Origin of the sequence: Pseudomonas sp. SIMBA_041 (assembly GCF_046535095.1) — a bacterium.
Taxonomy (GTDB): Bacteria; Pseudomonadota; Gammaproteobacteria; order Pseudomonadales; family Pseudomonadaceae; genus Aquipseudomonas; species Aquipseudomonas mucoides.
On sequence record NZ_JAWRXJ010000004.1, the window covers coordinates 506,710 to 527,086 of the forward strand.

Genomic DNA, 20,377 nt, shown 5'->3' on the forward strand with positions numbered 1-20,377 from the left:
AATGAAAAGTCGTTCAGGGTTACTGGTGATCTGTCTCGGGCTGGCGGCCTGTCAGGGCGGCAACCCGTATGTGGCGTCGTCGAATCCGATTCCGCCGGCGCCGCCGGGCGCTGCCAAGGTGTTCGATCGCAGCGCCTACCCGGCGCCGCCTCATGACTATGGGCGTTATCGCAGCTGGGCGTGGCTCGACGGCCATCTGCCGCCGGGCACCACCTGGGCCGACCCGGCGCAGGTGGCCGAAGTGGTCAGCAACGCCCTCGATCAGCGCGGCTTGCGTCCGCTGCACGATAACCGTCCGGCCGACCTGTTTGTCAGCGCCAACCTGCACATCGAAACCCGCTTGCGCCAGGAGCGCGACGACTACGGTTACTACGGCGCTGGTTATGGCGGTTACAACCACTATGGCAACGGTTACGGCATGTACGGCAGCGTGCCGATCGTGCGCACGTATCAGGAGCAAGTCCTGGTGGTGCAGGTGGATCTGTACGACGCCGGCACCGGTCAGCCGGTGTGGAGCGGCAGCGCCGAAACCGGCCAAAGCGGCAGCCAGAGCGAACAAGCCGATGCCCTGCGAAAGGCTGTAGAAAAGGCAATGTCGGCGTATCCTCCGAGTTAGCTTCTGTCGATAAGAAGCATTGCGCAGGTGACGCCTCAACCGGAGAAAGATCATGTTCCGACGTCTCGCTGTACTGGTTGTGGCCGCGCTGCTCAGTGCCTGCGCCGCCAACCAGGTCAATCATGACTTTGACGCCAGCCGCGATTTTGCCGCCTACCGCAGCTGGAGCTGGAAAGAACCGGCCCTGCAATACCGCCCGGATGATCCGCGGATCAAGAGTGACCTGACCGAACAACGCATCCGTGAATCGGTGACCGATCAGCTTGATCAGCGCGGCTTGCGCCCGGCCGCCACCGGCACCCGGGGCGATTTGAACGTACAAACCTATCTGATCGTCGAAGAGCGCCAGCAACAAGTCACCACCAGCTATGGCGGCGGTTATGGCAACCCCTGGAACGGTTACTGGGGTGCGCCGATGTACAACGAAACCCGCAACGTCAGCTACAAAGTGGCGACCATCCAGATCGACCTGCTCGACGGCAAGGACGGCAAACTGGTGTGGCGCGGCAGCGACGAGCAACTGCTCAGCGGCTCGCCGAACCCGTCGGATCGCAGCACTGCGATCCACGAAACCGTGGCGCGCATCCTGGCCAACTATCCACCCAAATTAGCCCACTAATCCCCTTGTAGGAGTGAGCCTGCTCGCGATAACGGTGTAACAGTCAAAATTGATGTCGACTGACACTCTGCTATCGCGAGCAGGCTCACTCCTACAGGGGTTTTTGTTGTCTGGGCTGGCGAGTTGCCAGCATTCTGGCCAACCCTTGTCTACACTGCTCTTCACGATCGCAGAAAGCCCCGGCAGTGCACCGGCAAAGGAGTGCGCGATGTCTCCCCGCTTGCAGTTTCGTGGACCGGCCCGGCAACGGGGGGCGATTGGCTTGATGGCGGCGCTGACCATGGCGGCGGCGCTATTGTGCCTGGTGGTTGTGGTCGACACCGGCCGGCTCTACCTGGAAAAACGCAACCTGCAACGGGTCGCCGACATGGCTGCGCTGGAAGCCGCCACACGGGGCGGTGACTGCCTGGTCGGCGCCTCCGCCGTCACCTACGCCACCGCCAGCGCCCAACGCAATGGTTTCGCCCTCCCCAGCGCTGGCCGCGCCTTGGCCGTTGTCTGCGGCGCGGTGACCGTGAACGCCGGCAACCTTCGGGTATTCGCGGCGGACCCGAGCAAAAGCGAAGCGATCCGGGTCATCGCCAGCCATGTGGTGCCGCAGAGTCTGGTCGGCGGTCTCGGAGCGATGTTCGGCGGCTCCCCTGCCAACTCGACCATTAACCTGAGCGCCACGGCCGTTGCGGGTGTCGCGGGGCCGCCGGTGGCCCAACTGAGTATTCAAAGCACGCTGGCAGACGTTAATTTGTTGAACGGTATGTTGTCTGGCTTGAGCGGTGCGCCGATCAACTTGACCGTCGCCAGCTGGAACGGTTTGGTGGCTGCCAATATCAACCTGCTCAAATACATGGATCAGCTTGCCGTTGACCTGCAGGTCACCGCCGGCGACTACACCCAATTGCTCGGCGCAGACGCCACGGTGGGCCAGCTGCTGCGAGCTGCCGCGACCGTGGCCCAGGCCAATGGCGCGACGGCGGACGTTCAGACCGGTTTGAATGCGCTGGCCAACACCGTCGTCAATCCGCTCAAAGTGCATTTGGGTGACATCTTGCAGTTGCAGACGGGCAGCACCGCGTCCGGCCTGAACGCTAACGTGAATGCCTTTCAACTGGTCCAGGCGTTTATCGAACTGGGCAACAGCAAGAGTGCGCTGACGGGCACGCTTCCGGTGAATCTGTTGGGGTTGGGCCTCGGGGCCACGGCAAACATCAAGGTGATCGAGCCGCCACAGTTGTCGGTAGTGGGTAACCCGGCCTTGGCAAAACTGGCGCCGTTGGGCGCCAATCGAATCTATGTGCGCACCGCGCAGGTCCGGGTGTTGGTGAGCCTGGATTTGTCGCTGGTCACTAACCTGACCGGTTTGGTGACGAGCACTTTGTCTGTGGTCACCGGGTTACTGGGACTCGATTTGTATGTATTGCCCAATCCCAATCTGGACGTGAGTCTTGAGGCGGGCGGGGGCAGCAGTTACGTCACCGACTACACCTGCGCCAGCGAATCCAATAAAAGCCTGACCGCTTTCACCACCACCACCGTGGCTGAATTGCGGGTCGGGCGGGTCAACTCCAATTGGGCCTCCTCGATTGCGCCTCTGAGCGTCACGCCCTTCACCTTGCTCGATATCCGGCATGCCGGCGTGCCCTTTTCCGGTGGTGGCGCTGAACTCAGGATCGACAGCCCCGTCGTGCCGACCAGCGCATCAACCACGTTCATCAACCCGCCGAAAGTCGGGTTGGCCCCCTCCAGTCCGCCTTATACCTTGACCGCCACCAATGCGATCTCCGGCTTGTCGCAGGCGATCAATCCCTTGCCATTGATTGTTCACACCCCGTCATTCAGTCCCGGCTTCCTGCTGCAGGCGGTTTTCGATTTGCTGAACTCGCTGTTGACCAGCGTGCTGTCGCTGTTGACGACAACGCTGAACTCGATCCTCAGCCCGCTGCTCGACAACCTGCTCAACACCGTCCTGAAAACCCTTGGCATCGAGGTCGGGAAAATTCAGGTCGGCGCCAACCTCAGCTGTCACTCCGGTCGAGCATCACTGCTGCTCTGATCATCCAACGCAACCGGCAGCTCGATGCAAAACCGTGCGCCCTCCACTGAGTTGCGAACGCTCAGGCGTCCGCCCATGTTCTCGACGATGCCGTAGCTCACCGACAACCCCAACCCCGTGCCGATGCCGACCGGTTTGGTGGTGAAAAACGGTTCGAAAATCTTCTCCATCAACCGCGGGTCAATGCCGCCGCCATTGTCCTCGACCCACAGCCGCACCGACTGCTTGTCCCGTTCGGCGTACACCGAAATCCACGGCTTGAACTCGCGGTCGGCCTCGCGTTTGCTCAGCAGCGCGTCCCGGGCGTTGACCATCAGGTTGATCAACACCTGCTCCAGCTGATCGACGTAGCCGCGCACTTGCACGTCAAAACCGGTCTCGCTGACCCGTAGTTCAACGCCTTTGCCGCGCATGCCTTCGGCCAGCAGCGACAGCGTGCCCTCGATGGCCTGCGCCGGGTTGAACGGATGCTGTTCGATCTCCGAACGACGGCCAAACACGCGCATGTGATCCACCACTCGCGCGGCGCGCTGGACCTGGGAATCGATACGGTTGAGCTTGTCGGTGAGGTAGTCGATCTGCACCTCGCCCGTGCTCAGGCGCTTGAGCACATTGACGATGGCCATGCGCATCACGTTCAGCGGCTGATTGATTTCGTGGGCCAGGCCGGTGGCCATTTCGCCGAGGGTGGCCATTTTTGCGCTCTGCGTGAGTTGCTGCTGCGAGCGCCGGACTTCGGTGTTATCGCGCCCGACGGCCTGAATCTCCAGCAGGAGCCCTTGCTCATCGAACACCCCGCGATCAGACCAGACCCACCACGCGTGCTCCCGGCCGGGCAGTTGCAGGTTGATTTCCGCGGTGCTCACCGGGAACTCAGGGCTCAGTTGACTGAGTCGCTGCACGAACGCTTCACGTTGTTCGTCCGACATCCATTGGCCTAGATTCACCCCGGGCAATTGTTCGGGCTGGCATTCCAGATAGGTCGCCAACGGCCGATTGCCGAAGGTCAGCGTCAGGTCCGGGCGATACCGGCAAATCATCGCGGGCGAGTCCTCCACCAGAATCCGGTAGCGCTCTTCACTCTGTTTCACCTGTTCGGCGGCCAGGGTCGCTTCGGTGACGTCCAGCCACAAGCCGACGGCTTCCACCGGCAGGCCGAGGTCATCGCGCAGCAGCTTGGCCTCATCGAGCAGCCAGTGGTAATCGCCGCGATGGTCGCGCAGTCGGTAACGGGCACGCACCGAGCCTTCGCGCAGCAACTGCCGGGTACGCTCGAAATACTGATCGCGGTCCTGCGGGTGAATGCGTTCGATCAAGGCCCCGGCGCTGCAATCGGCGAGGGTCAGCCCTAGTAGCGGCAGCAGGCTGTCGCTGAAAAACGTCGGTTGCAATGCGCCTTCGACGTAGCGCTGCACGTAAATCACCGCGGGTGAGCTGGCGATCAGGTTGTCCAGTCGCGCATGGGCGGTGGCGGCGTTCTGTTGCTGATTTTTGATATCGCTGATGTCGAGCATGAAGCCAACCAAACGCCGCTGTTTACCGGCGCCCAGGGCCTGGCCTTGCAGGCGATACCAGATCGGCGTTTGTGTGGCTTCGGGGCGGTGCAGACGCACACACAGCAACAACGGCGTGCCGGCGTCCTGCAAGTCCAGCAGGCGACTGCGCAGTTCTTCGCGGTCAGCGGGGTGAATGTGGTCGAGCCATTCGTTCAACGGTAATTGCGTGCTCGTCAGGCTCAGCACGTTGGCGAGCGACGGCGCCAACTGCACCTGGGCGCTGTCGCTGAACATTTCCCACCAACCGGTGCCGAGCAATCCTTGCAGTGATTCCAGCCGTTCCAGTTGCAGTTGATGACGATGCTCGCGCAGGCGTTCCAGCAGCGGGCTGGCCAGTGCAGCGCAGAGCTGCAACCAGTCACTGTCGTTGAGATCCGGAGCACGTTGCTGCGCCGTATACACACCGCAGAGTAACCACGCGACCACACCGTGAGCGTCGTAATAGGGCACCGCCAAGCCGTCGGCATGCCCGAAGATGTCTTGCAGGCGCGGGTGCGCGGCGGGCGTCAGGTGTTGGGCGACCGAGCCGTTCAAACTGTCGAGCCCGGTGCCCAGGCGCTGAGCGTTTTGCCACAGCTTCGGCGCATCGAGGGCGGCGTATTGCTGATGAATTTGCCAGCCCTGAGCCTGCTCATCGAGCAACGCCACCGCAACGCAGGGAATGTGAAAACGTTGCGCCAGCACCTGAAGCTGATCGAGCAAAACATCGGGCAGACGCACCAGGCTGCACAGGCGCAGCTGTTCGCTGATCTTCGCCGTGAGTAACTGGTTCTGTTCGCGGCTGCGCGATTGCCGGCGCTCGAGCAAGACGTCGCCGATGTCGAGTAACTGCAACAACCAGTTTTTGTCCGCGGGCTGGACCCAGCCGCGCAGGTGCAGGGGCTGTCCGCTGACGGTGTAGAAGTCCAGGTCCAGGGTCTGTCCCTGCCAGTCGGCGGGCACACCTTCGACCGCGAGGCTGCTGTGGGGCATGAGGTAATCCACCAGCAGCGGGGACTGCGCGGCTGGAATCTGCTGGGCCAGCATATGCCGCAGCGGTCCCGTCTGATGAATCACCCGGCCTTCGGCATCCAGGTACAGTTGCAAGCCCACACTCTGCACGCACAGGGTGTCGGGCATGGTCACAGGCTGTGGCGGATGGCGGTTCAGCAGACGGCCGAACAGTTTGTCGCCGGAACTCAAAATTGCAGACTCGAACTGGCGCTGAGTGTCGCCGGCAAATTGGGCACCGAACCGATCCCCGGCAGCACCAGAAACGGCACCACACGGTTGAGCTTGCTGGTGGGGTAATCGACTTTGACCTTAAGCACTCCGGCGACAAAGGTGATGGTGGAATCGGTGGCGGCATTGAAGTTCAGTGCGGCAGGAATCCAGGCCAACTGCCGGTTCAATTCTGCTGCTGCGGTGGCTTGCACGGTGGCCGCGTAACCGGGCGCGCTCGGGTCCACCGCCACGCTGCGGCGAACCGCTTCAGCGGTCGACTGGTTGAACGATTGCATCAGCAACAGCGGCAAGCTGTAACTGACAATTGCATAGAACACGGCGAAAAAAAGCACGAACACCAAGGCGAACTCAATCGCAACGGCGCCTTTTTGTTTGCGGGGGAGGCTTGATTTCATGAGTGCGTCTACCCTGACTGTCACAGCGTGATATCAGCATAGAATCATTCAGCCATAACGGATGTTTTTTACCGAATGCAAAGCTTTGTATTATTGATCTGGCTGACGCTCTGCGCGGCACAGGATGCCCGGGAAAAGCACATCGCCAATGGCCTGACCCTCGGTGCAGGCGCGTTGGCGCTGACCTGGTTGTTGTGGACCGACACCACCTGGCTGGGCGCTGAGGCCGCGCAGGGCGGTTGGGCGTTGTTGCTGGCGCTGGCCTTCACCTTGCCCGGTTATGCGCTGCGCCGCATGGGCGCGGGCGATGTGAAACTGATGGGCGCCCTGGGTCTCGCGACGGACGGTATACACCTGCTGGGCAGCTTTATCGGTGCCGCACTGGCCAGTGTTTTATGGCTGCTGGTGGCGCCAAGAGTCTGGCTTCATTTGGGTCAAGGGCTTAGGGCTCGTCTTCGCTACCTGGAGCCGGGAGTGTCAAGGAAGCAGCCATTTGCGCCCTTTGTGTTGGTGGGGTTGTTGTTCACGTTCGCCTGGATTCACTAGTCGCCCGTTCTATGTACAGAGTCAGAAAGTGCGTCTACTTTCAAATCACTGGTTGTGCAGCCTGGGGCTGTCAGTACAGGAGCGGTCAGCGTTGGCCTGAGCATGGAGTGGCGCGTGAATAAGTTTACGTCTGCGGTAAAAATCCTGGTGGTCGATGATCAGCCTTTGATCGTGGAGGAGCTGTGCGAATTCCTCGAGAGCAAGGGCTATGGCTGTATTCCGTGTGAGTCTGGCCAGCAGGCGATCGAGCGCTTTGAGGAGGATCTGGATGTCGGCCTGGTGCTGTGCGACTTGCAGATGCCTGGGCTGAACGGGATTGAGTTGGTTCAGGTGTTGCAGCGGTTGTCTGGCAAGCACCGGGCGTTTGAAGCCATCATGCTGACAGGACGTGCGGACAAGCAGGATGTGATCAAGGCGCTGCGGGCCGGGTTTGCTGATTACTATCAGAAGCCGGTTGATCTGGGTGAGTTGCTGGAAGGGGTTCAGCGTCAGGAAGTGGCGTTGCAGGAGCGGCAGAAAAATCTGCAGCTGGGGCATTTGAATCAGAAGCTGCAGTATCTGTCCGAGTCGATCGATGATTTGTATCAGGATCTGGATAAGGTTCGACGTGGGCCTCAGGCGGATGTCGGCGACGCTGAGGTCAGTGATGTGGATCGGGTGGAGATGCCGGCGATTTTCAATCAGTTGTCGCCACGACAGCTGGATGTGGCGCGGTTGGTGGGCAAGGGGCAGACCAATTATCAGATTGCCTGTGAGCTTGGGATTACCGAGAACACGGTGAAACTGTATGTGTCGCAGGTGTTGCGTTTGACGCATATGCATAACCGCACCCAGTTGGCGTTGGCGTTGTCGCCCAGCAGTTCCGGGATGCGCCAGCGGGTTACGGCTCACTGATTTTCCTCCGCTGCACACTGTTTGACCTGTGGGAGCGAGCCTGCTCGCGAAGGCGGCAAACCACACACAAAAAACCAAAACCTACCCCCCCGACCCACTGCTCACCGTCCCCCCCTGATCCTGATCAAAAAACTGCGGGATCTCATGCTCATAACTCTTCAACCAGCGCTGCATGCTCAGCTCGCGTTCAGTCGCTGTCGAGGTCTGTGGTTTCTGCGAAGCAGCCTTGTTGCTGCTTTGCAGTTGCAGCCAGCCTTCGGTTTCCGCTTGTTGTGGCGAGGATGGGCCGTCGAGCGCAAGGGCGGCGAGGGGCAGGGCCAGCAGGCCGAGGCAGCTGAGGACGATTGGTTTCATCGCAAAGGACTCCCTATTGGAGGCTCGGCGTCGTGACGACGGCGACCTGGTTAACAGGAATCGGGCCTGTCTTGCCCGGGGTCTTGAGTTTTTGTGCGCGTTCCTGGGCTTCGGTGACTTGGGCGGGGCTGAGGCCGAGGCGGCTGACGAGTTCGGCGGCGCGGCTCCAGTCGTCCTGGTAGATCAGTAGCGTCACCATGTTCAATGCGGCCAGTTGATCGCCTTGCTTGAGTTCCATGGCGGTGAGGAATTCAAAGCGTGCATCGTCGACGCGCAGTTGATTGAGGTACACCACGCCGAGGTCGTTGCGGATTTTGTCGTCGGTGGGCGCCAGCCGCGCGGCGCGCAGCAAGTGAGCCTGGGCCAGGCCGTTGTCGCCCTTGGCTGCAGCGAGTTGGCCCAGGCCGTGTTCGGCTTCGGCGGCCATGCAGGTGCCGAGCAGGCTGCGGTATAACGGCTCGGCTTCGCTGCGCCCCAGCAGGCGGTAGACCTTGGCCCGGCGCAGGCGTACGTCGGCCACGTTGTCCGGCAGGCTTTGCAGGTTGGCCAGGCTGGCGTGCAGTTTGCCGTCGTTGGCCATGTCGTCGGCCAGGTTTAATTTCAGCTGTTCATCGGCACTCAATTTGCTGCAACTGGCGCTGCTGGTCAGGGCGCTCCATGGTGTCTGGCCGTCGGTGGCGCAACCGCCCAATAACAGCAAACTCAAACCGGCAATCATCGCTTTCATCAGGACCCCTCTATGAACCAATGGCCCGGGCCAGGGCGGTGAAGCCCGGGCCGGCCAGCACGATCAATAACGCCGGGAAGAGAAACAGCATCATCACGACGGACATTTTGGCGGACATCTTGGAGATGTATTCCTGCAGGCGCGTCAGGCGCCGGTCATCGAATAATTGCTTGAGCGTCAGCAGGGATTTCATCGCACCGCCGCCCTGGTGGATCAACTGTTCAAGGATCACGCAGGTGTCGGTGAATTCATCGACCGCCAGCAAACGGCTGACCTTGTGCAGTTCTTCACCCAGTTCCAGGCCGGAATCGACACGGGCCAGCACCAGACGCAGTTCATGGGTCAGCGCGGGCATGAGTTGTTTGCCTTCGGTGCTCAGGACGCGCAACGACTGCTCCACCGCCATGCCCGATTCGAACAGGATGCGCAGCAGCGGGATGAAGGTGGAAATCTCGGACGCCAGTTGTTTTTGTCGACGCAACGAGGCAGCGGCGAGTAAGCGCTTAGGCAGCAAATAGCCGATGGCCGTGGCGAACAGCGGGGCGATCCAGTGGTTCTGCGCATCGGGATAGAACACCCCCTGAATCAGCAAACTCATGGCCAGTGCCAGCACCGGCACGCCGACCTGGCACGCGGCGAACAGTGAGCGACGACGGGTGCTGCGCCAGCCGAGGCGGTTGAGCAGTGCCTGGGTTTCGTTGTCCAGATTGACCGAGCGCTGACCGATCCGACTATTGCCCAACGCCTGCAACCAGAGACCCAACTGGCTGTGACCGAGCGGCTTGCCGTCCAGCCGCTGGGCCACCTGACGCGCCCGTCGACGCTGGTCCAGCAGGCTGCTGAGCAGCAACAGCGTGGCCCCGAAAAACAGCAGTGCACTGATCAGTAGAGGCATTTTCATACGCTGCGCAACATGCGCCAGAGCGCGAGGCTGCCCACCGCCTGCAAACCAAACGCTGTCGCGAGCATGATTTGCCCCGAGTGGTCATTCCACATGGCGAGTAAATAGGCCGGGTTAGCGATCAGAAAATAACCGGCCAGGCCCAGCGGTAAACACCCCAGCACCCACGCGGTTACCCGGGTTTCACCGGTCATGGCGCTGAGCTGGCGGGCGGCCTGCTCGCGCTCACGGATCATCTTGATCAGGTTCTCCAGCAGTTCACTGGCATTGCCGCCGTAGCGATGATTGACCTTCAAACCCAGGGCCAGCAGGCGCAGTTCATCTCTCTCATACAACTCGGCGAAGTCCGACGCGGCGTCGGGCAAGCTGACACCCAACTGCACGTTGCGCTGGACCCGGCCCATGGCATTTTTCAATGGGTCATCGGCGGCTTCGATAGCGCCGAGCAGGGCATCGGCCAGGGTTCGACCGGATTTCAGGCTGCGCACGGTGTGATCAAGCAACGGCGGAAGTTGTTCGATCATGCGCTTGAGCCGGCGCTGATAACGCCAGCCGACATACAGCCGCAGGAGCAACGGCGGCACCAGTACAAACAGCAGCGCACCGATCCAGCCACCGACGACAACGCCCAGCAAAATACCGAGGGCCCACAGCAGCACCCAGCGTCCCAACCGTTCAGTCGGACGCCCGAGACCGGCGCGCAAAAACGCCCGTTCCGGCCCGGCCCAGGAGGTTTTTTCGACGACGATTTGCGGCTGCCCTTGGCTCAGGCGACCCAATACGCGTTCGGTCCCGGTCTGGCGCAGCCCGCGGAGCAACAAGCGGATCGATAGCCCGAACAGGATCAGGCAAGCGAGAATCAGCAGCGCCGGTTTGAGCATGCCGTGGCCTCAGTGCGGTGAGGAAACAAGTGCCGTTTCGCGGCGCAGTTTGTCGCCGGCGGGGTTGACCGCCTCGCGCATAAAACCGAAACCGGTGCGACGGTCGAGCCGGAACAAGGTGTTGGTGACGTACACGTCTTCGCGCACGCCGACCACTTCCACCACCTCGCTGACGCAGCGGCGACCGTCGGGCATGCGGGTGAGCTGGATCACCACGTCCAGCGCGGCGCAAACCATCTGGCGCAAGGTTTTTTCGGCGATGGTGCGGCCGGTCAGGCCGACCAATGTCTCCAGGCGCAGCAGCGCGTCCTGGGCATTGTTGGCGTGCACGGTGCTCATCGAACCGTCGTGACCGGTGTTCATGGCCGTGAGGACATCGAGCACTTCGACGCCGCGAATTTCGCCGAGGATGATCCGGTCCGGACGCATCCGCAGGGCGTTGCGGATCAGGTCGCTGGACTTCACTTCGCCGTGACCTTCGGCATTCGGCGGCCGGGTTTCGAGGCGCACGACGTGCGGGTGGCCCAGTTGCAGTTCGGCGACGTCTTCGATGGTGACGAGGCGTTCGTGCGGATTGATCAACTGGCTGAGGATGTTCAGCAACGTGGTTTTGCCGGTGCCGGTGCCGCCGCTGATCAGGATGTTGCAGCGCTTGCCCACGGCTTCCTGAATGAAGTCGTAGATCGCCTGATCGATGGTTTGCATTGCCATCAGGTCGCTGCTTTTGAGCATGTCCTTGCGAAATTTGCGAATCGACAGACACGGCCCGTCGAGGGCAATCGGCGGAATGATCGCGTTGACCCGGCTGCCATCGGGCAGGCGTGCATCGACCATGGGCGAGGACTCATCGAGCCGTCGGCCCAAGGGCGCGAGAATACGTTGCATGACGCGTTCGACGTGGTGCGAGTCAATGAAACGCAAGTCACTTTGATGCAGCACGCCGTCGCGTTCGATGAACACCCGGTGCGGACCGTTGACCAGAATCTCGGTCACGGACGGGTCGCGCAGCAGCACTTCCAGCGGGCCGAAACCGGTGAGTTCGTCGACCAGTTCTTCGGCCAAGCGCTCCATCTCATAACGGGAAATCGCCAGGTGCAGCCGGGCAATGTATTCGGCCACTTTGTCGATGACGAATTGCGACAGCGCCGGCCGCGACCCTTCCAGCAAGTTTTTTCCGGACTCTTCGATGGCATCGATGATGTAGCGGTGCAACACCAGTTTCAGGCCTTCGTTGTCGGTGTTGCCGGACGGCGTGCGCGCCGGGGCGCCGAAGAGTTTTTCCGTACTCATTGCGCACCCCTCAGCCGGTTGAACCAGCCGATCCTGGGTTTGGCCAGGCCTTCGGAGCGTTTGGCCAGGCCTTCGCCGAGGGTGCGCAGGCTTTGGGTCAGGCCTTCACGCGGGGCCAGTTCGAACAGGCTCACACCCTGGTTTTTGGCGTTCAGGCGCACTTCCGGGCTGAAGGCCAGAATCGCGAAGACTTCCATGCCGAAGCTTTTGCCCAGGGTGTCGGCGTCGGGTGCGACATTGCGCAGGTAGCGGTCAATCAGTAACCGGGCGTGATCGAGCTTCATGCCTTTTTCGCGCCACAGGTTGAGCACCGCGAGGTTGCGCCGGCAGTCGAGCACGTTCTGATCGGTGTACCACAGCAGCTTGTCGCAATGACTGACAAAGGTGCGCAGCGCTTCGCTGTCCGGCTGGCCGGTGAGGTTCACCACGATGTGCTGGAAGTGTTGGCGCAGGGCGCTGAGCAGCATGTACAACTCGGCGGCGCTGGTGCGCTCCAGTGGTTCATCGTGGCTGGCGTAGGCGAGGATTCGCAGTCCCGCCTCATTGCTGGTAAACGCACTGTCGATCAGCGTGGCGTCGAGGCGCCGCAAGTGCCGCACGGCGTCACCGAAATGAAACGAGCTCTCCAACCCGAGCAACGCCAGGCTGTCGCCGCGCGGCAAACCCAGGTCCAGCAACAAGGTTTGCTGGCCGCTTTTCTGCACCACTTGCGCCATGTGGTTGGCGATCAGCGCTCCGTCGGCGTTGGTTTGCGCACCGTAGAGCACGGTCAGGCCACCGAGCTGGGTGCTCGGCGCCACCGTTGGCAGGCGTTTGCCGAGCCGGCGCACCAGCCCCGAGACTTCACTGGAGCGCGAGCCATAGGCGACAAAATCCCGCGCACCGGCACGCATCGCATTCAGCACAAGCTGATTGTCCATGCCATCGCCCAGCGCCACGATCGCCAGCATCGGCTTGGCTTCCAATGCGCCTTCGATCAGCGCGCTTTGCGCCACCACGTGTTCGCGGTCCAGCCCGACGAACACCAGGCTGGCGAAGGTGACGTCGACCAGCGCCAACAGTTCGTCGAGGCTGCCGCCGCCGGCGCTGACCACCTGGCCCAACGGGGCGAGGGCGCCTTGCAGCCACTCAAGGTCAGTGTCGTTGCGCGTGATCGCGAGGAAGGTCTGGCTCAGGTTCTGGCTCATTGCGATAACCCGCTGCGTTTATCGAAGTTGCCGTCTTCGAGGAAGAACATGCGATAGAAACCGGGGTCGTAGTTGCGCAGTTGTTCACCGGGCAGCGACGGCAGTGGTGCATTGACGGCCAGCGGTTGAACCAGGTGGGGGGTGACGATCATCAGCAGTTCACGCTCTTCGCGCCTGATTGATGAACTACGAAAAAAGGCGCCGAGGACCGGGATATCCCCCAGTCCCGGAAACTTGTCGACCTGTGACGTGTTTTGCGTGCTGATCAAACCGCTGATGACAAAACTCTCGCCATCGGCCAAGGAGATGCTGGTGTCGGTGCGGCGAATGGTGAACGCCGGAACCGTGGTGCCCCCGATGGTGACAGCGTTGGCGAAATCAAGCTCGCTGACCTCCGGCGCGACTTTCAGGGCGATGCGATCGGTGCTGACCACGGTCGGCGTGAGCGTCAGGCGGACTCCGAATTCCTTGTACTCGATGGAGTAGCTGTTGCTGTTGGCACTCGGCACCGGGATCGGGATCTCGCCGCCCGCGAGAAAACTCGCGCTCTGCCCGCTGATCGCCACCAGGCTCGGCCGCGCCAGGGTGTAAGCGAAGCCGCTGCCTTCCAGGGCGTTGATGATCGCCAGGAAGTTGCCGCCGCCGGCGACGATGTTGAACATGTCATTGGCCAGCGGAATGCTCGGCACGGCGATGCGTGGATCAAGGTTGCGCAATGGCAGCACTCGCGGGGTCACGGCGGTGTTCGGCACGGTGCCGGGGGAGCCAAAGAGGAAGTTCGAGTTTTTACCGTAGATCGAGGTGCTGGCCTCTTTGAGTTTGGTCCGGCTGACCTCGACGAAGCGAATGTCGGTCTGCACTTGCGACGGTAGCAACGGGTCCTGAGAGGCCAGGGTTGACTTGCCGGTCATGGCCGCCGTGGCGCGACCCTGCACAAACACCATGCTTTGACGCGGGGCGCTGGCGCACGCCGTCCAGACCATCAGGCTGGTAGCGCCGGGCGCCATGCCGGTGAGCAAAAAGGCCTGGTTACCGTTGACCCGCACGTCGGCGATTTTCGGATCTCCCACGGCCAGCCGCGTAATCGCCACCGGGGATTGCACTTCCTGCTGCAAGCCTTCGCCGACTTGCAGTGTCGCCGGCAATTGGCCGAGTGCGGCACAGTTACCGCTAGCCGCAAAGGTTGCCGTGAGTGGCACGCTGCTCAGCAGCGTGCCCCAGAGCAGGCCTTGAAACATGAACATGGTACTTCTGCGCATGTAGATGCGTCCTTGCTCAATTCAGGGAGTTTGTTGAGTGATCTGATTGCCGCGAATGACTTCCACGCCTTTTTTCTGCGGTGCCGAACTGGCACCGACGGTGAGGGGTTTGGGGGTGCCGACGAGGGCCAGTTGACTGAATTGCACGAGGTCGCGATTGGCGCTGGCGAGATTGGCCGGCGAAGCGCTTTCGCCGGCCCAGTAATGCGCCAGGCGTTTTTCTTCGGCGCTGCGCACGGCCAGGCGCAACGTGCCGGCCTGGGCCGCGAGCGTCAGGCGACTCAGCAAGGGTTCGGGGACGGCGAGCAACACCGAGCGTGCGTTGGCCCGCAGTTGGTCCTGCTTGAGTTGTTCTTCACTGCTGCGCGCCGGGTTGGCGGGACGCCCGTCGTTAGTCAGCCCCAATTGTTCGCCGACCCCGAGTACGCGCAACGCCGGGACTACCACCTGGGCTGATTGCTGAGTGTTGTTGGCGTCGGCGCGCAGAAACAGCATCACGTCGACATAATCTCCAGGGCTCAGTTGTCCGCCGGCATTGGTCACTTCGTCCACTGCGACCGCGAGTGCTCGTTCATTGGGGCGGATCATCCGTGCCAGCGAGCTGCCGGCCTCGAAGCTTTGATCGTTGAGCCAGGTGCCGGCGGTGAGGGCGTGCCAAGGCGTACGGCCAATCGCTTGCTCAAGCGTGGTCAAACTGCCGGCCGGGGCGGTACGCAGTTTTTCGAGGGTGACGTCGGCTGCGGTGATTTGAACGAAGGGGGCTACGTCGTGCAGCAGGACCACCACCGGTTGGCGCGTGGGATCGTCCATTGGCACAGGGGCTGGAGCGGTTGGCGCTGTGTTAGCGACAGGTTGCGCGGCAGGCTCGGGAGCGGGTTGACGGCTCAGCGCAAGTCCCCAGTAACCGGCAATGATGGCACCCACCAGAAACAATCCGGCCAATCCCAGGGTGACGCGGCTGTTCATGAGGGCTCTCCCTTTCCAGCTGCCGATGATCCGTACCGTCTCGAACGAGATAGATTCGCAAAAAAGCATTTAAATACATGGAACTATTTCGCTATTTGAAGGTAGCGCAGCTAGAGCAAAACGCCATTACTGGGTGGCAAAAAAACGAGGAAATGGGGGTGTTTGAAATGCCAGGCCCCGTTTTTTGCCGAAAACGGGTGGGGTACTACTTAAGTATTAATACGTTCTTACAGTTGTTGGGTTGGGGAATGCCGACAATGCTGATGCTGGCAAAGGGGAATCATGTTGCGACCGTGCAACACCCGCAGTCCTTAGGAGAAGTCGTCATGTCCTTTAAAAGCGCTTTTCAGCACATCAAGAGCGAGATCGTTTTCTACTACAACCTGGCCAAAGACACCGAAGGCGCTTCGGGCATCGAGTACGCCATCATCGCGGGTCTTGCGGCAGTGGCTGTGGGCGTTTTCATGGGCTCCATTACAAGCGCTTTTACTTCGCTTACCGCCAGTATCAAAGCTGTGCTGCCTGGTCCTTGATCATTGCTGTTTGCCAACTAGCCTGAGTGGTTCTAACGTTATCGCCTGGTCCATTGCAGGAAGCCCTCATGAATGCGCCCGCACACCCACGGCAACAGCTGCTCCTGGTCGATGACGAGGAGGACGCGTTGATGGAACTGGCGGAGTTGCTGGAAGGGGAGGGTTTTTGCTGTTTTACCGCAACCTCGGTCAAGCTCGCCTTGCAGCACTTGACCCGCCATCCGGACATTGCGCTGGTGATCACGGATCTGCGTATGCCAGAGGAAAGCGGCATGTCACTGATCAAGCGCTTGCGCGAGCACACGTCGCGTCAGCATTTGCCGGTAATCGTCACGTCCGGGCACGCGGACATGGAGGATGTCAGCGACATGTTGCGCTTGCAGGTGCTCGAACTGTTTCGCAAGCCGATTTTTCACGTGCGGTTGCTGGAGACGCTGGGTAATTTGTTTCCGCAGCCTGTGGCTCCGTCTTAGTCTGGACGACCGCTATCGCGAGCAGGCTCTCTCCCACAGGGATTTGTGTTGTTGCGCAAATCCAGTGTGGGAGCGAGCCTGCTCGCGAAAGCCATTTCAAACTCGCAAGATATTTTGTTGCCTGGCATCAAGCCACCGGCCGCCAATGCCCGACCATGTGCTCAAGATTTCCAACACCTACCAACCGAAAATCCCCACTGGATCCCGCCGCGCTCGCCAGTAATGTCACTTCACTGGGCAACCGCACCGGTTTGCGAAATTGCACGGCAATCTCGATGTTCGCCGTCGGCAAGTGATCGGCCAGAGCCGCCAATGTGCGTGCCTTGTTCCATAACCCGTGGGCAATGGCGGTCGGGAAACCAAACAGTTTCGCGCTGACGGCACTCAAGTGAATCGGGTTGTAGTCGCCGGACACCTTGGCGTATTGCCGACCAATGTCGGCCGGCGCTTTCCAGCGGGTCACTTCGATCATCTCCAGCGTCGGGGCCAACACGTCCTCGAGCGGTTCGCCGTCCAGTTTGACGCCCCGGCACAGCATCTGGCTTTGCGCCTCCCAGAGCGTTCCCAATTGATCGTCCAACGTGGTCACCAGATCGAACGTCGCACCCTTGGCATGGGGTTGCAGATTCTGCACCTGCACGCTCACGCGCACCCGATTCACGCCGCCCATGGGGCGCAACACGCGAATGCGGTTGCTCAGGTGAATCAGCCCCAACAGGGGAAACGGAAACTCCTTGGCCGTGAGCAATTGCATCTGCAAGGCAAACGCGAGGATGTGCGGATAGGTCGGCGGCAGCAAGCCGTTGTCGGCAAATCCGCAGACGTTGCGATACGCCGCCAGGCGTTTGGGATCGACATTGACCCAGCAGTGCAACCCGGTGTCGGGCAGGGTGGTGCCGGTGATTTTGCGTCGCGTCGCCGCTCGCATGTACAACGCCGGCAAGCTCGGTTCGCGGTTGAGTGTGTGCCAGTCGGTGATCATCACTTAGGCCCCCAGAACGCTTTGTCCACAGACCCGCAACGCCTGGCCGGTAAACGCGCCGGTGCCCGGTTGCGCCAGCCACGCCACGGCCTCTGCGACGTCCTGCGGCAAGCCGCCCTGGCCGAGCGAGCTCATGCGCCGGCCCGCTTCACGCAAGCCGAACGGAATGTGCGCGGTCATCTGCGTTTCAATAAACCCAGGCGCCACTGCATTGATGCTGATACCGCGTTGATCCAGCAACGGCGCCCAGGCTTGCGCGAGGCCAATCAGCCCGGCCTTGCTCGCCGCATAATTGGTTTGCCCGCGATTGCCGGCGATGCCGCTGATCGAGGCCAGCAAAATCACCCGACCGTTGTCGCGCAGGGTGCCGCTGTCGAGCAGGGCCTTGGTCAGCACTTGTGGCGCGTTGAGGTTGACCGCGAGTACCGCATCCCAAAATTCCGGGGTCATGTTGGCCAGGGTTTTATCGCGAGTGATCCCCGCGTTGTGCACCACGATGTCGACGCCGTCGGGCAGGTGTTCGATCAACTGTGCAGCGGCGTCTTCGGCGCAAATGTCGAGGGTGATGCTGCGTCCGCCAAGGCGTGCGGCGAGAGCGTCGAGATCGGCTTTGGCCGGTGGCACATCGAGCAGAATCACCTCGGCGCCGTCACGGGCCAGCGTCTCGGCGATTGAAGCGCCGATGCCACGCGCTGCACCGGTTACCAACGCCTTGCGTCCCGCCAGCGGTCGAGTCCAGTCCTCAACGGGCGTAGCGCACGCCTTCAAACGAATCACTTGCCCGGACACAAACGCGCTTTTCGGCGAGAGGAAAAACCTCAGCGGTCCTTCCAGCTGATCGTCCGCACCGTCGCCGACATAGATCAACTGCAAGGTGCCACCGCTGCGCAGTTCCTTGGCCAGCGAACGGCTGAAGCCTTCCAGCGCGCGCTGGGCACTGGCGGCGAACGGGTCGCTCAAGGTCTCCGGTGCACGACCGAGAATTACCAGGTGTGCGCTGTGATCGAGGTTTTTCATCAGCGGCTGGAAGAATTCGCGCAGCTGTTTGAGCTGATCGGTCTGCAGCAAATGACTGGCGTCGAACACCACGGCTTTGAGTTTCGGACCGTGGCCGGGAATCCACGCGGTGGCCAGGGACGGCTCGGTACCGTAGCTGTAAATCGCGTCGGTCAGGCGATTGGCTAAAGCGCTGACCTTGTCCGCCAACGGGCCTCCACCGATCAACAGCGCCCCTTCGACAGGCCGCAGCCGGCCTGCCTGCCAGCGCTCCAGGCGAACCGGCGACGGCAAACCCAGGGCCCCGACCAGGCGATGGCCGATGGACGAATTGGCGAAGTCGATATAACGGTCTGACATGGAACGTGCTCCGGCGGCTGAGGTTCAAAGTGTGGACCACGAATGGCAATCAGTCGTTCGATCCACGAGATAAGGCCTACGCTTGAACATTGCAGAGTAGTTGGAGCTTGGGTTTAGCAGAACTTGCGGGGTCATGCAGAACCTGTGAGAGCGGGCCCGCCCGCGAAGGGGCCAGCCAATCCGACATTGTTGTTGGCTGATCCACCGCTATCGCGGACAAGCCCGCTCCCACAGGGATGTGCATTCACATTTCATTTTTTTAAGGAGCTTTTCATGACTCAGCTGCGCCGCGTCGCGATTATCGGCGGTAACCGTATTCCTTTCGCCCGCTCCAACGGGGCGTATGCCACCGCCAGTAACCAGGCGATGCTCACCGCAGCGCTCGAAGGCTTGATCGAACGCTACAACCTGCACGGCCTGCGCCTGGGGGAAGTGGTCGCGGGGGCGGTGCTCAAGCTGTCGCGGGACATGAACCTGACCCGCGAATGCGTGCTCGGGTCGCGGCTGTTGCCGGAAACGCCGGCCTATGACATCCAGCAAGCGTGCGGCACCGGGCTGGAAGCGGCGTTGCTGGTGGCGAACAAGATTGCCCTGGGGCAGATCGATTGCGGCATTGCCGGTGGCGTCGATACCACCTCGGATGCGCCGATCAGCGTCAGTGAAGGCCTGCGCAGGATTTTGCTGCAAGCCAACCGCGCCAAGACCACCGGCGACAAGCTGAAAACATTCCTGCAATTGCGCCCCGGGCATCTGATTCCGGAATTTCCGCGCAACGGCGAGCCGCGCACCGGGTTGTCCATGGGCGAACATTGCGAGCTGATGGCGCAGACCTGGAGCATCCCCCGCGAAGAACAGGATCAACTGGCGCTGGAAAGCCATCAGCATCTGGCCGCGTCCTACGCCGAAGGCTGGCACAACGACTTGATGACACCGTTCCTCGGCCTGACCCGCGACAACAACCTGCGCCCGGACCTGACCCTGGAACAACTGGCCAAGCTGAAACCAGCCTTCGAGAAAAGCGCCAAGGGCACGATGACGGCGGGCAACTCGACGCCACTCACCGACGGTGCGTCGCTGGTGCTGCTGGGCAGTGAAGAATGGGCGAAGGAACGGGGGCTGCCGATCCTCGCGTACCTGCGCGATGGCGAAGCGGCGGCGGTGGATTTCGTCAACGGTGCCGAAGGCCTGTTGATGGCGCCGGTCTACGCGGTGCCGCGCTTGCTGGCGCGCAATGGCCTGACCTTGCAGGACTTTGATTACTACGAAATCCACGAAGCCTTCGCCGCGCAAGTGCTCTGCACGTTGAAGGCCTGGGAAGATCCTGACTATTGCAGAACCCGGCTCGGCCTTGATGCGCCGCTGGGCTCCATTGACCGCAGCCGCCTCAACGTCAAAGGCAGTTCGCTGGCGGCCGGGCATCCGTTTGCGGCGACCGGCGGGCGCATTGTCGCCAACCTGGCGAAGTTGCTGGACGCGGCGGGCAAGGGGCGGGGATTGATTTCGATCTGCGCGGCGGGTGGCCAAGGCGTCACCGCCATCATCGAACGCTGAAGAAACACCGTAACCTG

At 61.5% G+C, this 20,377-nt stretch carries 20 protein-coding genes; 8 read left to right on the forward strand and 12 right to left on the reverse strand.

Translation table 11 applies throughout. From position 1 onward, the window contains the following. The first annotated feature begins 1 nt into the window (after position 1). The 3 genes from SB725_RS12360 to SB725_RS12370 all read left to right on the forward strand — a co-directional run bounded on the left by SB725_RS12360 (position 2) and on the right by SB725_RS12370 (position 3,285). Positions 2 to 616, forward strand: a complete 615-nt coding sequence (locus tag SB725_RS12360) for a DUF4136 domain-containing protein (protein WP_027921883.1) — start codon at positions 2 to 4, stop codon at positions 614 to 616. Between the two features lie 52 nt (positions 617 to 668). Then, complete coding sequence (locus tag SB725_RS12365; protein WP_027921882.1) at positions 669 to 1,235, forward strand: DUF4136 domain-containing protein; 567 nt, start codon at positions 669 to 671, stop codon at positions 1,233 to 1,235. 208 nt (positions 1,236 to 1,443) lie between these two features. Continuing rightward, entirely contained in the window at positions 1,444 to 3,285 is a 1,842-nt protein-coding gene (locus SB725_RS12370) for a pilus assembly protein TadG-related protein (protein ID WP_410921828.1), read from the forward strand. Here the strand turns inward: SB725_RS12370 and SB725_RS12375 are convergent. Both SB725_RS12375 and SB725_RS12380 read right to left on the reverse strand, forming a co-directional pair. Continuing rightward, a complete protein-coding gene (locus SB725_RS12375) occupies positions 3,255 to 6,023 on the reverse strand; it encodes an ATP-binding protein (RefSeq protein WP_410921829.1) in 2,769 nt (922 codons plus the stop codon). The two genes, SB725_RS12370 and SB725_RS12375, sit on opposite strands and share 31 nt — an antisense overlap. Then, the gene (locus tag SB725_RS12380; protein ID WP_027921879.1) at positions 6,020 to 6,460 is read right to left on the reverse strand and encodes a TadE/TadG family type IV pilus assembly protein; all 441 of its coding nucleotides are present in this window, start codon (positions 6,458 to 6,460) and stop codon (positions 6,020 to 6,022) included. The genes SB725_RS12375 and SB725_RS12380 overlap by 4 nt, the downstream gene beginning before the upstream one ends. Before the next feature lie 75 nt (positions 6,461 to 6,535). Here SB725_RS12380 and SB725_RS12385 point away from each other — a divergent pair, with 75 nt between their 5' ends. After that, positions 6,536 to 7,006 (forward strand): prepilin peptidase, encoded by a 471-nt coding sequence (locus SB725_RS12385; RefSeq protein ID WP_027921878.1) that lies wholly within the window; start codon positions 6,536 to 6,538, stop codon positions 7,004 to 7,006. Between the two features lie 114 nt (positions 7,007 to 7,120). Then, positions 7,121 to 7,900, forward strand: coding sequence for a response regulator (locus tag SB725_RS12390; RefSeq protein WP_194940944.1), 780 nt, complete (start codon positions 7,121 to 7,123; stop codon positions 7,898 to 7,900). A gap of 81 nt (positions 7,901 to 7,981) precedes the next feature. Here SB725_RS12390 and SB725_RS12395 read toward each other — a convergent pair whose 3' ends face one another. From SB725_RS12395 to cpaB, 8 genes are read right to left on the reverse strand one after another with little or no spacing between them, the layout of a single operon-like run. Next, positions 7,982 to 8,254: a DUF3613 domain-containing protein gene (locus tag SB725_RS12395; RefSeq protein WP_027921876.1), complete on the reverse strand. Its 273-nt coding sequence runs from the start codon at positions 8,252 to 8,254 to the stop codon at positions 7,982 to 7,984. A gap of 13 nt (positions 8,255 to 8,267) precedes the next feature. Next, positions 8,268 to 8,981, reverse strand: coding sequence for a hypothetical protein (locus SB725_RS12400; protein WP_194940943.1), 714 nt, complete (start codon positions 8,979 to 8,981; stop codon positions 8,268 to 8,270). A gap of 10 nt (positions 8,982 to 8,991) precedes the next feature. Further along, positions 8,992 to 9,882, reverse strand: a complete 891-nt coding sequence (locus SB725_RS12405; RefSeq protein ID WP_027921874.1) for a type II secretion system F family protein — start codon at positions 9,880 to 9,882, stop codon at positions 8,992 to 8,994. Next, positions 9,879 to 10,763, reverse strand: a complete 885-nt coding sequence (locus SB725_RS12410) for a type II secretion system F family protein (RefSeq protein WP_059181692.1) — start codon at positions 10,761 to 10,763, stop codon at positions 9,879 to 9,881. The genes SB725_RS12405 and SB725_RS12410 overlap by 4 nt, the downstream gene beginning before the upstream one ends. 9 nt (positions 10,764 to 10,772) lie before the next feature. Beyond that, positions 10,773 to 12,053, reverse strand: a complete 1,281-nt coding sequence (locus tag SB725_RS12415) for a CpaF family protein (RefSeq protein ID WP_027921872.1) — start codon at positions 12,051 to 12,053, stop codon at positions 10,773 to 10,775. Continuing rightward, a complete protein-coding gene (locus SB725_RS12420) occupies positions 12,050 to 13,240 on the reverse strand; it encodes a CpaE family protein (RefSeq protein WP_027921871.1) in 1,191 nt (396 codons plus the stop codon). The genes SB725_RS12415 and SB725_RS12420 overlap by 4 nt, the downstream gene beginning before the upstream one ends. Then, the gene (locus SB725_RS12425; RefSeq protein WP_027921870.1) at positions 13,237 to 14,499 is read right to left on the reverse strand and encodes a type II and III secretion system protein family protein; all 1,263 of its coding nucleotides are present in this window, start codon (positions 14,497 to 14,499) and stop codon (positions 13,237 to 13,239) included. Before SB725_RS12425 ends, SB725_RS12420 begins: the two co-directional genes overlap by 4 nt. Positions 14,500 to 14,520: 21 nt before the next feature. Continuing rightward, positions 14,521 to 15,465, reverse strand: a complete 945-nt coding sequence (gene cpaB / locus SB725_RS12430; RefSeq protein WP_410921831.1) for a Flp pilus assembly protein CpaB — start codon at positions 15,463 to 15,465, stop codon at positions 14,521 to 14,523. 326 nt (positions 15,466 to 15,791) lie between these two features. On the opposite strand from cpaB, the gene SB725_RS12435 reads away from it, so the two are divergent. Both SB725_RS12435 and SB725_RS12440 read left to right on the forward strand, forming a co-directional pair. Further along, positions 15,792 to 15,998, forward strand: coding sequence for a Flp family type IVb pilin (locus SB725_RS12435; RefSeq protein WP_027921868.1), 207 nt, complete (start codon positions 15,792 to 15,794; stop codon positions 15,996 to 15,998). Between the two features lie 68 nt (positions 15,999 to 16,066). Next, positions 16,067 to 16,471 (forward strand): response regulator, encoded by a 405-nt coding sequence (locus SB725_RS12440; protein WP_027921867.1) that lies wholly within the window; start codon positions 16,067 to 16,069, stop codon positions 16,469 to 16,471. Positions 16,472 to 16,598: 127 nt separating this feature from the next. On the opposite strand, the gene SB725_RS12445 is transcribed toward SB725_RS12440, so the two are convergent. Together SB725_RS12445 and SB725_RS12450 are read right to left on the reverse strand one after the other, a co-directional pair. Then, positions 16,599 to 17,453, reverse strand: a complete 855-nt coding sequence (locus SB725_RS12445) for a MaoC family dehydratase (RefSeq protein ID WP_059181688.1) — start codon at positions 17,451 to 17,453, stop codon at positions 16,599 to 16,601. Positions 17,454 to 17,456: 3 nt separating this feature from the next. Next, on the reverse strand, positions 17,457 to 18,809 hold the full coding sequence (locus SB725_RS12450; protein WP_194940937.1) for a 3-oxoacyl-ACP reductase: 1,353 nt from the start codon (positions 18,807 to 18,809) through the stop codon (positions 17,457 to 17,459). Between the two features lie 273 nt (positions 18,810 to 19,082). Here SB725_RS12450 and SB725_RS12455 point away from each other — a divergent pair, with 273 nt between their 5' ends. Next, positions 19,083 to 20,360: an acetyl-CoA C-acetyltransferase gene (locus SB725_RS12455; protein ID WP_410921832.1), complete on the forward strand. Its 1,278-nt coding sequence runs from the start codon at positions 19,083 to 19,085 to the stop codon at positions 20,358 to 20,360. Positions 20,361 to 20,377: the final 17 nt, after the last annotated feature.

Excerpts from the sequence above, each read along its gene's own strand:
- SB725_RS12360 (WP_027921883.1), top strand. The coding sequence starts at position 2 with ATGAAAAGTCGTTCAGGGTTACTGGTGATCTGTCTCGGGCTGGCGGCC.
- SB725_RS12365 (WP_027921882.1), top strand. The coding sequence starts at position 669 with ATGTTCCGACGTCTCGCTGTACTGGTTGTGGCCGCGCTGCTCAGTGCC.
- SB725_RS12370 (WP_410921828.1), top strand. The coding sequence starts at position 1,444 with ATGTCTCCCCGCTTGCAGTTTCGTGGACCGGCCCGGCAACGGGGGGCG.
- SB725_RS12380 (WP_027921879.1), bottom strand. The coding sequence starts at position 6,460 with ATGAAATCAAGCCTCCCCCGCAAACAAAAAGGCGCCGTTGCGATTGAG.
- SB725_RS12385 (WP_027921878.1), top strand. The coding sequence starts at position 6,536 with ATGCAAAGCTTTGTATTATTGATCTGGCTGACGCTCTGCGCGGCACAG.
- SB725_RS12395 (WP_027921876.1), bottom strand. The coding sequence starts at position 8,254 with ATGAAACCAATCGTCCTCAGCTGCCTCGGCCTGCTGGCCCTGCCCCTC.
- SB725_RS12400 (WP_194940943.1), bottom strand. The coding sequence starts at position 8,981 with ATGAAAGCGATGATTGCCGGTTTGAGTTTGCTGTTATTGGGCGGTTGC.
- SB725_RS12405 (WP_027921874.1), bottom strand. The coding sequence starts at position 9,882 with ATGAAAATGCCTCTACTGATCAGTGCACTGCTGTTTTTCGGGGCCACG.
- SB725_RS12410 (WP_059181692.1), bottom strand. The coding sequence starts at position 10,763 with ATGCTCAAACCGGCGCTGCTGATTCTCGCTTGCCTGATCCTGTTCGGG.
- SB725_RS12415 (WP_027921872.1), bottom strand. The coding sequence starts at position 12,053 with ATGAGTACGGAAAAACTCTTCGGCGCCCCGGCGCGCACGCCGTCCGGC.
- SB725_RS12420 (WP_027921871.1), bottom strand. The coding sequence starts at position 13,240 with ATGAGCCAGAACCTGAGCCAGACCTTCCTCGCGATCACGCGCAACGAC.
- SB725_RS12425 (WP_027921870.1), bottom strand. The coding sequence starts at position 14,499 with ATGCGCAGAAGTACCATGTTCATGTTTCAAGGCCTGCTCTGGGGCACG.
- cpaB (WP_410921831.1), bottom strand. The coding sequence starts at position 15,465 with ATGAACAGCCGCGTCACCCTGGGATTGGCCGGATTGTTTCTGGTGGGT.
- SB725_RS12435 (WP_027921868.1), top strand. The coding sequence starts at position 15,792 with ATGTCCTTTAAAAGCGCTTTTCAGCACATCAAGAGCGAGATCGTTTTC.
- SB725_RS12440 (WP_027921867.1), top strand. The coding sequence starts at position 16,067 with ATGAATGCGCCCGCACACCCACGGCAACAGCTGCTCCTGGTCGATGAC.
- SB725_RS12445 (WP_059181688.1), bottom strand. The coding sequence starts at position 17,453 with ATGATCACCGACTGGCACACACTCAACCGCGAACCGAGCTTGCCGGCG.
- SB725_RS12450 (WP_194940937.1), bottom strand. The coding sequence starts at position 18,809 with ATGTCAGACCGTTATATCGACTTCGCCAATTCGTCCATCGGCCATCGC.
- SB725_RS12455 (WP_410921832.1), top strand. The coding sequence starts at position 19,083 with ATGACTCAGCTGCGCCGCGTCGCGATTATCGGCGGTAACCGTATTCCT.